Genomic DNA, 12,821 nt, shown 5'->3' on the forward strand with positions numbered 1-12,821 from the left:
TGCAATTCGTCCGCGACGGCGCGGCGGGCGTGAAACCGACGCATCTCGCGATCATTTTCGACAAGAGCGAAAACTCCTTCCGCAAGGAAATCTATCCCCTTTACAAGGCCAACCGCTCCGCGCCGCCGGAAGACCTCGTGCCGCAATTCCCGCTGTTTCGCGAGGCGGTCCGCGCCTTCGGGCTCGAGCCGCTGGAACAGGACGTCTACGAGGCCGACGACCTCATCGCCACTTACGCCAGACAGGCGGCGAAGGTCGGCGCCGACGTGACCATCATTTCCGCCGACAAGGACCTGATGCAGCTGGTCCAGCCGGGCATCTCCATGTACGACCCCGCTTCCGGCGAGGGCGACAAACGGCGCGAGGAGCGGCGCATCGGCCGCGAGGAAGTCATCGCCTATTTCGGCGCGCCGCCGGAAAAAGTCATCGATATTCAGGCTCTGGCCGGCGATTCGACTGACAATGTTCCGGGTGCGCCCGGCATAGGCGTCAAAACCGCCGCGCAACTGATCGGCGAATATGGCGATCTCGACACGCTGCTCGCTCGCGCCGGCGAGATCAAACAGAACAAGCGCCGCGAAACCTTGTGCGATCCCGCCGTGGTCGAGAAAATTCGGCTGTCGAAAAAACTGGTGCAGCTGGTCGATGACGTGGCGGTCAAGACACCGCTCGACGACCTGCGTCTGCATGAGCCAGACGGCAAGACGCTGGTCGCTTTTCTCAAGGCGATGGAATTCACCACTCTTACCCGGCGGGCGGCCGAGCTTTACGACGTGAACGCCGCCGAGGTTGATCCCGATCCGGCGATCGCTGGCCCGAACGGCTGGCGCGGCCGCAACGGCGAAGTGGCGGCGCCCAAGGCGGAAGCCGAGCTGGCTGACGCCGCGCCCGCCGCTTCGAGCGAGGCGCTCACCCCCGCCGCCTTAGCGAATCACCGCTGCAAGGAGGCGCCCAAAACGCCATTCGACCGCTCGAAATATGTCTGCGTCGATTCGATGGAGCAGCTTCGGCAATGGATCGCTGAGGCTTTTGACGCCGGTTCGGTCTGTTTTGACACCGAGACAGATTCGCTCGACCCGATGCAGGCCAATCTGGTCGGCTTGGGGCTGGCGCTGGCGCCTAATCGCGCCTGTTACATCCCCTTCGGCCACAAGGCGCCGGGCGCCGACGATTTGTTTGGCGGCGGCCTCGCGCAGGGTCAGCTTTCCCTGGGGCCGGCCCTTGAACTGTTGAAGCCGCTTCTCACCTCGCCCTCCGTGATGAAAGTCGCGCAAAACGGCAAATACAACTGGCTGGTGCTTGCGCAGCATGGCGTCGAAGTCGCGCCGGTACAGGACACCATGCTGGCCTCCTACACGCTCGACGCCGGCCGGAACGGGCACGGCATGGACGAGCTGTCGCTAAAAATGCTGGAGCACCGGCCGATCCCCCTGAGCGAAGTCGCCGGCCAGGGCAAGAATTTCATCGGCTTCGCGCGGGTGGGTGTGGAGAAGGCGACCGAATATTCGGCGGAGGCCGCCGATGTCACCTTGCGGCTATGGAACTGCCTGCAACCGCGGCTCGTCAATGAGAGCATGGCCACGGTCTACGAGACGCTGGAGCGTCCGCTGGCGGTGGTGCTGGCGCGGATGGAACGGCGCGGCATTTGCGTCGATCGGGCGTTGCTGTCGCGGCTTTCCGGCGAATTCGCCCAGGATATGGCGCGGCTGGAGGCGGAAGTGCAGACGCTCGCCGGCGAAAGCTTCAATCTCGGCTCGCCGAAGCAGCTGGGCGACATTCTATTTGGCAAGTTCGGCTTGCCCGGAGGCAAAAAGACCGCAACGGGAGCCTGGTCCACCTCGGCCAGCGTGCTCGACGAATTGGCCGAGAGCGGCAATGAGCTGGCGGCGCGGATACTTGAGTGGCGCCAGGTGCAGAAACTGCGCTCGACCTATGCCGAGGCCTTGCCGCGTTTCATCAATCCGACCACGGGCCGAGTGCACACGTCCTATGCTTTGGCCGCGACATCGACCGGGCGGCTGTCGTCTTCCGAGCCCAATCTGCAGAATATTCCGGTGCGCAACGAGGCTGGCCGCAAGCTGCGCCGCGCCTTTGTCGCGGCGCCCGGTAAAAAGCTGATTTCCGCCGATTATTCGCAGATCGAATTGCGGCTGCTGGCCCATATCGCCGATATTCCCCAGTTGAAACAGGCTTTCGCCGAGGGCAAGGACATTCACGCCATCACCGCTTCCGAGATTTTCGGCGTGCCGGTCGAGGGGATGTCGAGCGACGTGCGCCGTCGCGCCAAGGCGATCAATTTCGGCATCGTCTATGGCATTTCCGCCTTCGGCCTCGCCAACCAGCTCGGGATTCCGCGCGAGGAGGCGGGCGCTTACATCAGGCTCTATTTCGAGCGTTTTCCCGGCATTCGCGTCTATATGGACGCGACCAAGAAGTTTTGCCGCGAACAGGGTTTCGTCACCACTCTTTTTGGCCGCAAATGCCATTATCCGAAGATTGCTTCCAGCAACGCCTCGGAACGCGCCTTCAACGAGCGCGCCGCGATCAATGCGCCGATTCAAGGCGCCGCCGCCGACATCATTCGCCGCGCCATGATCCGCATGGACGACGCACTCGCCCAAGCCGGGCTGCAGGCGCAAATGCTGCTGCAGGTGCATGACGAACTGGTGTTCGAGGCGCCGGAGGCAGAGGTCGAAGCGACCATTGTTTGCGCGCGCCATGTGATGGAACAGGCGGCGCTGCCAGCCGTCAGCCTCTCAGTTCCCCTGCTGGTAGAGGCCCGCGCCGCCGACAATTGGGACGAAGCGCATTAAACAAAAAACCCCGCCGAAGCGGGGTTTTTCCAACCAAGTTTTCTTGGGAGGGGTCAGAAAACTCAGTCGTTGCGCTGGCCGGTGAGTTGCAACAGCGACATGAAGATATTGATGAAGTCGAGATAGAGCATCAAGGCGCCGTTGATCGACTTCTTGATCGCGATTTCGGAATGATCCGACTCGAGATACATGCCCTTGATCGACTGGGTGTCCCAGGCGGTCAGGCCGGCGAAAACCAGCACGGTCAGGATCGACAGGCCGAACTGGAAAGCCGAGCTGTGCAAGAACAGGTTGACGATGCTGGCGATGATGATGCCGAACAGGCCCATCATCAGGAACGAGCCCATCGCCGCCAGACTGCGCTTGGTCGTATAGCCATAGAGGCTCAGGGCGCCAAAGGTCGCCGAGGTGATGAAGAAGGCCCGCGCCACCGACGTCCCGGTATAGACCAGAAGGATCGAGGACAGCGAAAGGCCCATCACCGCCGCAAAGGCATAGAACAGGGTTCGGGCCGTCGAAGCCGCCATGCTGTTGATCTTGAACGAGAAGAACAACACAAAGGCCAGCGGTGCGAACATGATCACCCAGCGCAGCGGGCTCATATAGATCGCTGCGCCAAAATCGGACAGATAGATGTGCGAACCCAGCTGATACTGCGTCGGCAGGGCCGATACCGCCAGCATGTTGACGCCGAGCGCGAACAGGCCGGTGAGGGCCAGGCCGATCGTCATATGATTATAGACGCCGAGCATGAAGGCGCGCAGACCTTGATCTACATCGGCGCCCGTCCGGGCGTAGCCCCGGCTCCAGGGCGCGGCGTTGCGGTCAAAGTTGGACATGGTTGCCTCGTGAAAAATCCACCAGCGAAAACGCCCCAGAGGATCTGCGGCGTCGCGGCGGATACGAATATGGCGGCGGCGCAGCTAAAAGACAAGACAATCCAAGGCCCCTAAAAGCCGCAGGCAGATTACATTTTAGTCATTCTTCACGCAGGTGACGCGCCGGCTTCTCGCCCAAGATCCGCCAGGTGCCGGCTAGGCCGATGAAAATGGCGAAAGCAATGGCCGCCAGCGCCAGAGCCGCCGCCTGAACTGGGAAAAAGCTGAAAGCCACGTCCAGAACATAGGTCGCGACCAGAAAGGCGATCAATCCGCCCGCCAGCAGTCCGAAAGCGGCGGTGGCGGCGCCAAGCAGCGCGAATTCGAGCGCCAGCGCCGCCAGGAGACGGGGCCGCGTCGCGCCCAGAACTTTCAGCACCACCGCCTCGTAGATACGCGCCCTCTGCCCGGCGGCCAGCGCCCCGGAAAGCACCAGGGCCGAGACAATCAGAGCCAGGGAGGCCGCGCTCTGGATGGCGAGATACAATTTGCGCAGGATCTCGTCGAGCGTCGCAAGGGTTTCGCGCATCGAGACACTGGCCACCGCCGGAAATTTACGCGCAGAAGCGGCGAGCATGGCCGCCTCTCGTGAAAAATCCGGCTTTTGCGGCAGCGTCAGGGTCATCAGCCGGGTGAAGGGCGCGCCGGCAAAGGAATTGGGCGAGAACACCATCACGAAATTGATGCCGAAATTGCGCCAGTTCACCTTGCGCAGATTGGCGATCCTCGCCGTCAGGCCGCGCCCGAGCACGTTTACCGATATCGTGTCGCCAAGGCTCACACCGAGCCCCTCCGCGACTTCCGCCTCCATCGAGACCAGCGGCGGCCCGGTATAATTCTCCGGCCACCATTCGCCGGAAACCAGCTTTGAACCTTCCGGAATTTTCGCCGCGAAAGTAATGCCCCGGTCGCCCTCCAGCGCCCAGCGCGCCTTGTCGGTGGGCTTGACCTGTTCCGCCGCTACGCCATTTACCCGGACGATCCGACCGCGCAACATCGGCGCGACGCTGAGGGCGCCGTCGGGCGCTTCTTTTTGCAGGAAGGATTGAAACTCCGCCGCCTGCGCCGCCTGCACGTCGAGGAAGAAAAAGCTCGGCGAATTTTTCGGCAGGGATTGGCCGATTTCACCGCGCAGATTGCGTTCGACCCCGACCAAAGCGGTGAGCAGGGTGACGCCCAGACCGAGGGAGATCAGGAAAGACGGCGTCAGGGCGCCTGGCCGGTGAAGATTGGCGACCGCCAGCCGCAACGGCAGCAGCCGGGAATGCGGCGCGCGCCGGGCCAGAGCCATGATCGCCCGCGCCACGCCATAAAGCAAAGCGAAGCTGACGATCACCGCCGCCCCAAATTCCGCCGTCAATCGGCGATCATCGCTGGTCAACAGGGCAAAGGCAAACAGCGCGCTGGCGGCAACGGTGGCGACAGCCAGACCGCGCCAGCGCGGAAATCCGGACTCCTGCATGGCGGATTCGCGCAACAGCGTCGTCGCCGGAAGCAGCCGCGCGCGGTCAAGCGGCGCCGCGGCGAAAGCCAGCGCCGTCAACAGGCCGAAGGCAAGACCGGAAAGCCCGTCGCGCCAATCGGCGTGCGGTTCGACCGGAAAGGGCAGCGAGGCGCCAAACAGCGCCACCAGCAGGCCCGGCAGCGCCAGGCCGAGCAATACGCCGGCCAGCGAACTGACGCCGGCGACCAGCATGGCCTGGATCAGCACGAAGCGCGCGGCGTCGCCGCCGCTGGCGCCAAGCGCCTTCAATATGGCCAGGGTTCGCCTTTTGCGGTCGATCAAGCCGCGAATGGCGTTGCCGACGCCGACGCCGCCGCAGACCAGAGCGGTGAGGCCGATCAGGGTCAGGAATTGCGCGAAACGCTCGATATTGCGTGAAAGCTGCGGCGACGGCTGCGCTCTGGTGCGGATTTCGAAACCATCGTCGGGAAAAGCGGCGACGAAATCGCGCTGCGCGGCGGCGACATCGGCCTCAGTGGATTTTTCAGGCGGCAACAGCAGGCGCAGCGAGGTTCGGGCGAGCGATCCGGGGACGATCAGGTTTGTCGCGGCGAGGGCCGCCTCGCTCGTCATCACGCGCGGCCCGAAGCCAATGCCGCCAATCGAATCCGGCTCTTTTTCCAACCAGCCGGTGACAATGAAGGTGGCCGCGCCAATCGCCAGTCTGTCGCCGAGCTTGACGTTCAGCCGCGCGGAAATGCTACGGTCGGCGAGAAGGCCGAAGGCGCCGTCCTTTTCGCCGAGAAAATCTGAAAACTTCCGGTCGCCGGCCAAGCCAGGGTCCGTGCGCGCCGCGCCGATCAGCGGATAAGCGGAATCAACCGCCTTGATCTCGACCAATGTCGCCTGTTCCGCCTCAGGCTTGCGGGCCATGGCGCGCAAGACCACGATCTTGCTCAATTTTCCGCGCGCCGCCAAAAATTCGAGCTCGGGCGACGCCGGCGCGCCCTGGGCGCGGCCGAAGGAAAGATCGCCGCCGAGCAAAGCCGCGCCTTGTTGCGCCAGCCCCAAGCGAAAAGCCCGCGAGGTTGCGGCCACGCCGACAAGGGCGGTCACGCCCAAGACAAGACAGGCGATGAACACGCCATAAAAGCGCAAGCCGCCGCGCAGATCGCGCAAGGCAAAGCGGAAAATCGCCCTTGAGGACGACCCTCGCCGAATGGAAAATTCAGACAGGGACATGAACTCGTCCCATTATCGCGGCCTTGTCCGATTCGATGGCGCCGTTGCGAAGGCGCACGATCCGCTGGCACCTGCGGGCGAGGTTCTCGTCATGCGTGACCAGAACCAGCGTGGCGCCTTTGGCGCGATTGAGGGCGAAGATCAATTCGATGATTTCGGCCCCGACCGCCTGGTCGAGATTGCCGGTCGGCTCATCCGCGACGAGGATCGACGGATTGGCCACGAGCGCCCGCGCCAAAGCGACGCGCTGCTGTTCGCCGCCGGACATTTGCGCCGGATAATGGCGAAGACGACCGGCAAGCCCCACCTGTATCAAAGCTTCCGTAGCCCGCGAAAACGTGTCGCCGGCGCCCGCCAGCTCCAGCGGGATGGCGACGTTTTCCAGCGCCGTCAGGGTCTGGATAAGATGAAACGCCTGAAACACAATGCCGATATGAGAGCCGCGAAAGCGCGCCAGCTGGTCTTCGGAGAAAGCCTCCAGCCGGCGCCCATCGATCCGCACCGAGCCGGAATCCGGGGCTTCCAGTCCGGCCATGGTCATCAAAAGGGTCGATTTGCCGGAGCCGGACGGACCCAGCAGAGCAACGGTCTCGCCCTTGGCTATATCGAGGGAAATATTTTTCAGAATATGCGCCCGGGCCTCGCCGCTTCCCAAAGTCAGATTGACATTTTCAACGCTTATGGCCGGATCGGGCATGAAGGAACTTTCAAATGGCGGCGATGACAGGTCGGATTTTTTCACGCCAGAGGCGCGCTCTGGGCGCATATGGGCGCGCAAGCCTGTTTCGTCCATGTTTTTCCTTGGCGCCCGGTTTTTCAATAGCCGTTGGGTTTTTCGCCGCCCTTGGCGTCCTGCTCGGCCTCGCGGCGCCGGCGCCGGCGCGTCCGCTGCGTCTCATCGCTCTGGGCGACAGTCTCACCGCCGGCTATGCCCTGCCCGCCGACGCCGCCTTTCCCGCGCAATTGCAGCAGGCCTTGCGGGCCAAAGGCTATGAAGTCGAGATCGAAAACGCCGGAGTTTCCGGGGACACGTCGACCGGCATGCTGGAGCGGCTGGATTGGGCGATCGGCGAGGGAGGCGACGGCGCCATCGTCGAAATCGGCGCCAATGACATGCTGCGCGGAACGGACCCGGCGATGACGCGGCAAAACATCGACGCCATTCTGGCGCGGCTGCAGAACCGCAAGATTCCCGTGCTGCTGGCGGGAATGCGCGCCGCCCCCAATCTCGGGCCCGAATATGCCGGGAAATTCGATCCGATCTATGCCCAACTGGCGAAAAAATACGATGCGCCGCTTTATCCGTTCTTTCTTGAAGGCGTAGCCGGCCATCCCGGCCGCCAGCTGCCCGACGGGCTGCATCCAACCCGCGAGGGCGTCGCGACCATTGTCGCCGGCATAATGCCCGTCGTGACCGAGTGGCTGGATCGGCTGCAAAAGAAGTGATGGGAGAAAAAAGTGCCGCGCCTGTTCACCGCTTTTGAAATCCCGCCCGAAATCAGGGAAAGGCTGGCGTTTTTTCGCGGCGGCCTGAACGGCGCGCGCTGGGTCGAGCCGGAGGATTACCACGTCACCTTGCGCTTCTTCGGCGACATCGACGGGCGCACCGCCCAGGCGCTCGACGATGATTTCGTCGCGACGGAAATCATGGCTTCCGGCGTTGCGACCATGCGGCTCGAACTCGATGAAATCGGCGTGTTCGGCGGCCAGCAGCCGCGCGCCCTGATCGCCCGCCTGCGGCCCGACGCGGCTTTGGCGAGACTGCAGGCGACGCATGAGGCCATCGCCAGGCGCAACGGCCTGCCGCCGGAAACCCGTAAATTCACCCCCCATGTCACACTGGCGCGGCTGCGCGGCGTCGAACCGCAGGCGGTCGGAATGTGGTTGTCGGAGCGGGCCTTTCCGCTTTCGCTGTCGTTCGAAGCGGCGCATTTCGCGCTTTATTCCTCGCGCGATTCGGTGGGCGGCGGCCCCTATCGCATCGAGGCGGTGTATCCGTTCGCGTGAAAGATTCGGAACAGCCTCCGCGCCAGTCGTCAGGGGCGGAATTCGTCGGCAGGAGACGAACCGCGCCCAAGCCGTTTCATCACATCCCGTCGAGCGCGCCGATAAATGGCAGTTGACGGTAATTTCCGGCGTAATCCATGCCGTAGCCGACGACAAAACGGTCCGGGCAGGCGAAGCCGATAAAATCGGCGGCGACCTCGATTTGTTTTTTGTGCGGCTTCTCCAGCGCCACGGCGATCAGCACGCGACGGGCGCCGCGCTCGAGAAACAGATTTTTGGCGAAAGAAAGCGTGCGGCCGGATTCGAGAATATCGTCGATCAGCAAGATGTCGCGCCCTTGCGTCCGCCCGGTGAAATCGCGCAAGAGCTCAACCCGGCCCGAAGACTTCACGCCCCCGCCATAACTCCCGATCTGCAGGAAATCGACCTCCGGTGCGAGACCGTTGCGATGCAGGGCGCGCAGGAAATCGGCGGCGAAGACGAAAGCGCCGGTCAGGATCGGCACGGCCAGAAGGTCTTGCGGCGCGCTGAGCGCGACTTCCCTGGCCATGGCTTCGACTCGCGCGGCGATGGCGTCCTCATTGAACAGGATTTGCGCCCTGGCTTGCTTCACGATCCCTGTCCCGCGCGGTCCGTATTGACGGCGAAACGGACGCGCACCTCGCGTCCCGCTTCCGGCGGCGCCGCGAGGCGGGCGCGGAAAGAGGCGGTTTCACCGATCCGCAGACGCGATTTTGGCGGCGCGGCGGTCCAGCAGTAGATTTCCTGGCCGGCCGAATCAAGCACGGCCAACCTTATCCGCGGCGCCTCGCGCGGTCCGTCGGCGATATTGCGGATTTCGCCTTCGACCACCAGAATGAGCCGCCCGTCCTCCTCCGTCAGTCTGGACACTACGGCTCCGAGCTTCATCTGGCCTGCATTCACGTCCAGCCCCAAACCGGCATAGACCGGCGCGGCAGAGGGAATCAGCCGCGCTATTCGCGTGCGCTCGACAACCAGCAGCGCCCAGCAGGCGATCAAGGCGAGGCCGACGACCGCCAGCGCGACCGGCGCGGTCCGTCGGGTTGCGGCGGGGCGGTCGAAATCGAGAGGCCCGAATTTGGAGGAAGGGTGCATAAATTCGCCGAATGCTGGTATGAAAGCGCCTGATTTGACGCGATTCATTGGTGTGCTGCTATGGTTAAAGCCGCGTTAAAGAACCTGATTCGCGCGTAATAAGGAGAGCCGGTCTTGGTTCGGTTCGAAAATGTCGGCCTGAGATACGGGATGGGCGCGGAAATTTTGCGCGACATCAGTTTCGACATTGGCCCGCGCACCTTTCAATTCCTGACCGGCCCTTCGGGCGCAGGCAAGACCACGCTTTTGCGCCTGATCCTTTTGGCGCTGCCGCCAACGCGCGGCCTGATCACCCTGTTCGGCAAGGATTCCGCCCAGCTCGACAAGCGGGCGGTCACCGCCCTGCGGCGCAAGGTGGGCGTGGTTTTCCAGGATTTCCGCCTGCTCGACCATCTCACCACCTATCAGAACATCGCCTTGCCTTTGCGTGTGCAGGAGCGCGACGAGGCCAGCTATCGCGCCGAAGTGACGGAGCTTCTGCATTGGGTCGGCCTCGGCGAAAGGATGCATGTCTATCCGCCGGTGCTGTCGGGAGGCGAGAAACAGCGCGCCGCCATCGCCCGCGCCCTGATCATGCGGCCGGAACTGCTGGTCGCAGACGAGCCGACCGGCAATGTCGATCCTTCGCTGGCGCGCCGGCTGATGCGGCTGTTTCTCGAACTGCACAAATCCGGCACGTCGGTGGTGATCGCCACCCACGATCTTGCCCTGATGGACCAGTTCGACGGCGCGCGCCGACTGGTGCTCGGCGACGGCCGGTTGCATATCTATGATTGAGACCGCGATGAACCAGGCGCCCGTGTCACCCCCCTTGCCCTTGCCGCCGCACGAAGCAAAAGCGGATGAGAACACGACGACGGACGCGTGGAACGACACGCCGCTGGTGCCCGCGGATTCGGTCGCCGGGCGGGCTCTTGGCATCGTCATCGCCATCATGACCTTTCTCGCCGCCTTGACCGCCGGTTTCGCCATTGTGCTTTCCGACGCCTCGCATCAGTGGCGCGGCGCGGTGGGGCTGGAAATGACCATTCAAGTCACCCCCCGGCCCAGCCGCGACATCGAGGCCGACGCCGCCAGGGCGGCGGAAATCGCCGTATCCTTTCCCGGCGTCGCCGAAGCGCGGGCTTTTTCGCGCGCGCAGTCGGAGGAGCTTCTCACCCCCTGGCTCGGCGCGGGACTGGACCTCAGCCAATTGCCGGTGCCTCGGATGATCGTGGTGCGGCGGGACCAGGAGAAGAAGCTCGACGAAATCGGCCTGCGCGCGGCGCTCGACTCCGCCTTGCCCAACGCCGTTCTCGACAATCACGGCGCCTGGATGCAAAGGCTGGACACGATGGCGCAGGTGGTGGTCGGCGCGGCGGTCGGCATATTTTTGCTGGTTCTCACCGCCATGGGCCTTGCCGTCGGCTTCGCGACGCGCGGAGCCATGGCGGGAAACCGCGAGATCATCGAGACCCTGCATTATGTCGGCGCGGCGGACGGTTTTATCGCGCGGCAGTTCCAGCTGCATTTCCTGCGCCTCGGCCTGCGCGGCGGCGCGGCCGGCGGCGGCGCGGCGATCCTGTTGTTCCTGTTGCTCGGCCTTTTCTCGCGCCAATGGTCGACCAGCGCCGGCGGCGAGCAGGCGGAAGCTTTGTTCGGCGGCTTTTCGCTCGGCTGGGGCGGCCTGGGCGTGATCGCGGCCATTTCGGTCGGCGTCGCGCTTCTGGCCGGCTTCATGTCGCGCCAGATCGTCTACCGCAACCTCGGGACCTATTCCCGCCGGGGCAAGTGACGCAATACGGGGCGCAAATAACGCAAAACAATGCGCCGGGCTTTTCATTTGACGCCACATCCGCCACAAGGACGCCATGCTCGTCCTGCGCTCCCTTCTGTTCAACATCGCCTTTTACGGCAATCTGATCGTCATCATGATCGGCGGCCTGCCGACCATGCTGTACGGCCGCGCCTCCATTCTGGATCTCGCGCGGCTGTGGGCGCGCTCCTCTTTGTGGCTGCTCGACAAGATCTGCGGCGTGAAGGTTGAGTTCCGCGGCCATGAGCATCTGGAAGAACTGGGACAACAAGGCTGCATCATCGCCGCTAAACATCAATCGGCCTGGGAAACTTTCGCCCTGACGACGCAGGTGCGCGATTTCACCTTCATTCTCAAGCGCGAATTGACGCAAATTCCGCTGTTCGGCCAGTATCTGTCGCGCTCGAACCAGATCGCCATCGATCGCGCCAGCCGCGCCGCCGCCTTGCGCGATCTCGTCCGGCAGGCGAGCGCGGCCATCGCCGAAGGCCGCGCCATTTTCATCTTTCCGGAAGGCACTCGCCGTCCGGCCGGGGCGCCGCCGCTCTATAAAAGCGGAGTCACCCATCTCTACGCCGCGACCAAAGCGCCCTGCCTTCCCGTGGCGCTGAATTCCGGCCTGTTCTGGCCGCGCCGCACCTTCATCCGCCGTCCTGGAACGGTGCTGGTTGAATTCCTTCCGATCATAAAAGCCGGCCTCCCCAATGCTGAGTTCGCTGCGCTTTTGCAGGAGCGGATCGAAACGGCTTCGGACCGGCTGATCGCCGAGGCCCTGGCGAAAGACCCGGGCCTTGCCGCCAATCTCGAAAAAAACGACCCTGCGGCAGCCAGCGCAGCTTGACTTTATCCCTGTTTTGTTCTTCTTTTGTTTGCGTTAGATACGCTTGGCAAAGGAAGAACATGGCCCGCCCGTATGCCTCCGTTTTCGCCGCCCGCTGCTTGCCGCTCGCCTGCCTCGACCGGACGGGCATGGAAAACTGGCTTCAAAGCTGGCGGGGCTCCTCGGGGCGGCGCTACATCTGCTCGATCTACCCCATCGGCGAGCCGCCGTCCTTCGATTGCGACCGCGCCATTGTCGCCACCGTGCGCAAGGGAGCTTCGGGCGCGTCAATCGTCTTCGTCTTCGAGCCAGGGACGGAAGGCGAAAGCGACGGCTTGCGCCAATGGAAGGAAAAAGCGCGGCAACATGGCGCCGACGAATGGCATGTCCATCTGCTGGCCGGATCCAAGGAGGAGCGCGATTTCGCCCTGCGCGATCTGGCTCCGCGCGCGCTGCGTCTGGCCGCCTGATTTCGAACATCGGCGCAACCTGTTTGCGCCCCCTTTTTAAGGAAACTGGCGCTCGAAACGCCGGCGCCGCAAGACGGCGGCGCTTTTTCATTCTATATGGACCTGCCGCCGCGGCCCAAATCCGCTGCGCCAAACCCCTCTTTCGCGCGAGCGCCATGTCCTCCATGCTCACGTCCCGCTTTCTGCGTCGCCTTTTGCTCGGCCTGATCCTCTTGCTTTGCCTGGCCGTCGGCGAG

Annotated in this window: 12 protein-coding genes; 7 read left to right on the plus strand and 5 right to left on the minus strand. The window is 63.6% G+C overall.

The annotated features are described in order from the left end of the window. Positions 1-2,813, plus strand: a 2,813-nt coding sequence (gene polA, locus ACLP2E_RS08325; RefSeq protein ID WP_442465652.1) for a DNA polymerase I, incomplete at its 5' end; no start/stop codon positions are given. 62 nt (positions 2,814-2,875) lie between these two features. Here polA and ACLP2E_RS08330 read toward each other — a convergent pair. The 3 genes from ACLP2E_RS08330 to ACLP2E_RS08340 form a co-directional block, all read right to left on the minus strand. Beyond that, positions 2,876-3,652: a Bax inhibitor-1/YccA family protein gene (locus ACLP2E_RS08330; RefSeq protein WP_442463632.1), complete on the minus strand. Its 777-nt coding sequence runs from the start codon at positions 3,650-3,652 to the stop codon at positions 2,876-2,878. A 139-nt stretch (positions 3,653-3,791) separates the two neighbouring features. Next, on the minus strand, positions 3,792-6,377 hold the full coding sequence (locus ACLP2E_RS08335; protein WP_442463631.1) for an ABC transporter permease: 2,586 nt from the start codon (positions 6,375-6,377) through the stop codon (positions 3,792-3,794). Next, the gene (locus ACLP2E_RS08340) at positions 6,364-7,074 is read right to left on the minus strand and encodes an ABC transporter ATP-binding protein (protein ID WP_442463630.1); all 711 of its coding nucleotides are present in this window, start codon (positions 7,072-7,074) and stop codon (positions 6,364-6,366) included. Before ACLP2E_RS08340 ends, ACLP2E_RS08335 begins: the two co-directional genes overlap by 14 nt. 104 nt (positions 7,075-7,178) lie before the next feature. Between ACLP2E_RS08340 and ACLP2E_RS08345 the strand changes: the two genes are divergently transcribed. Beyond that, a complete protein-coding gene (locus tag ACLP2E_RS08345; protein ID WP_442465653.1) occupies positions 7,179-7,823 on the plus strand; it encodes an arylesterase in 645 nt (214 codons plus the stop codon). Positions 7,824-7,835: 12 nt separating this feature from the next. After that, the gene (thpR, locus tag ACLP2E_RS08350) at positions 7,836-8,384 is read left to right on the plus strand and encodes an RNA 2',3'-cyclic phosphodiesterase (RefSeq protein WP_442463628.1); all 549 of its coding nucleotides are present in this window, start codon (positions 7,836-7,838) and stop codon (positions 8,382-8,384) included. A 79-nt stretch (positions 8,385-8,463) separates the two neighbouring features. Here the strand turns inward: thpR and ACLP2E_RS08355 are convergent, their stop codons facing one another. Together ACLP2E_RS08355 and ACLP2E_RS08360 are read right to left on the minus strand one after the other, a co-directional pair. Next, positions 8,464-8,997 (minus strand): phosphoribosyltransferase, encoded by a 534-nt coding sequence (locus tag ACLP2E_RS08355; protein WP_442463627.1) that lies wholly within the window; start codon positions 8,995-8,997, stop codon positions 8,464-8,466. Continuing rightward, positions 8,994-9,500: a DUF3426 domain-containing protein gene (locus ACLP2E_RS08360; RefSeq protein ID WP_442463626.1), complete on the minus strand. Its 507-nt coding sequence runs from the start codon at positions 9,498-9,500 to the stop codon at positions 8,994-8,996. The genes ACLP2E_RS08355 and ACLP2E_RS08360 overlap by 4 nt, the downstream gene beginning before the upstream one ends. Before the next feature lie 114 nt (positions 9,501-9,614). Here ACLP2E_RS08360 and ftsE point away from each other — a divergent pair, with 114 nt between their 5' ends. The 4 genes from ftsE to ACLP2E_RS08380 all read left to right on the plus strand — a co-directional run bounded on the left by ftsE (position 9,615) and on the right by ACLP2E_RS08380 (position 12,585). After that, complete coding sequence (gene ftsE / locus ACLP2E_RS08365) at positions 9,615-10,277, plus strand: cell division ATP-binding protein FtsE (protein ID WP_442465654.1); 663 nt, start codon at positions 9,615-9,617, stop codon at positions 10,275-10,277. 7 nt (positions 10,278-10,284) lie between these two features. Beyond that, positions 10,285-11,274 (plus strand): cell division protein FtsX, encoded by a 990-nt coding sequence (locus tag ACLP2E_RS08370; protein ID WP_442463624.1) that lies wholly within the window; start codon positions 10,285-10,287, stop codon positions 11,272-11,274. Positions 11,275-11,350: 76 nt separating this feature from the next. Further along, a complete protein-coding gene (locus ACLP2E_RS08375; protein WP_442463623.1) occupies positions 11,351-12,136 on the plus strand; it encodes a lysophospholipid acyltransferase family protein in 786 nt (261 codons plus the stop codon). 59 nt (positions 12,137-12,195) lie between these two features. Then, a complete protein-coding gene (locus ACLP2E_RS08380; RefSeq protein WP_442463622.1) occupies positions 12,196-12,585 on the plus strand; it encodes a hypothetical protein in 390 nt (129 codons plus the stop codon). Positions 12,586-12,821 lie beyond the last annotated feature (236 nt).

It is taken from the genome of Rhodoblastus sp., from assembly GCF_052145335.1.
Lineage (GTDB): Bacteria > Pseudomonadota > Alphaproteobacteria > Rhizobiales > Beijerinckiaceae > Rhodoblastus.

Excerpts from the sequence above, each read along its gene's own strand:
- ACLP2E_RS08330 (WP_442463632.1), bottom strand. The coding sequence starts at position 3,652 with ATGTCCAACTTTGACCGCAACGCCGCGCCCTGGAGCCGGGGCTACGCC.
- ACLP2E_RS08335 (WP_442463631.1), bottom strand. The coding sequence starts at position 6,377 with ATGTCCCTGTCTGAATTTTCCATTCGGCGAGGGTCGTCCTCAAGGGCG.
- ACLP2E_RS08340 (WP_442463630.1), bottom strand. The coding sequence starts at position 7,074 with ATGCCCGATCCGGCCATAAGCGTTGAAAATGTCAATCTGACTTTGGGA.
- ACLP2E_RS08360 (WP_442463626.1), bottom strand. The coding sequence starts at position 9,500 with ATGCACCCTTCCTCCAAATTCGGGCCTCTCGATTTCGACCGCCCCGCC.
- ACLP2E_RS08370 (WP_442463624.1), top strand. The coding sequence starts at position 10,285 with ATGAACCAGGCGCCCGTGTCACCCCCCTTGCCCTTGCCGCCGCACGAA.
- ACLP2E_RS08375 (WP_442463623.1), top strand. The coding sequence starts at position 11,351 with ATGCTCGTCCTGCGCTCCCTTCTGTTCAACATCGCCTTTTACGGCAAT.
- ACLP2E_RS08380 (WP_442463622.1), top strand. The coding sequence starts at position 12,196 with ATGGCCCGCCCGTATGCCTCCGTTTTCGCCGCCCGCTGCTTGCCGCTC.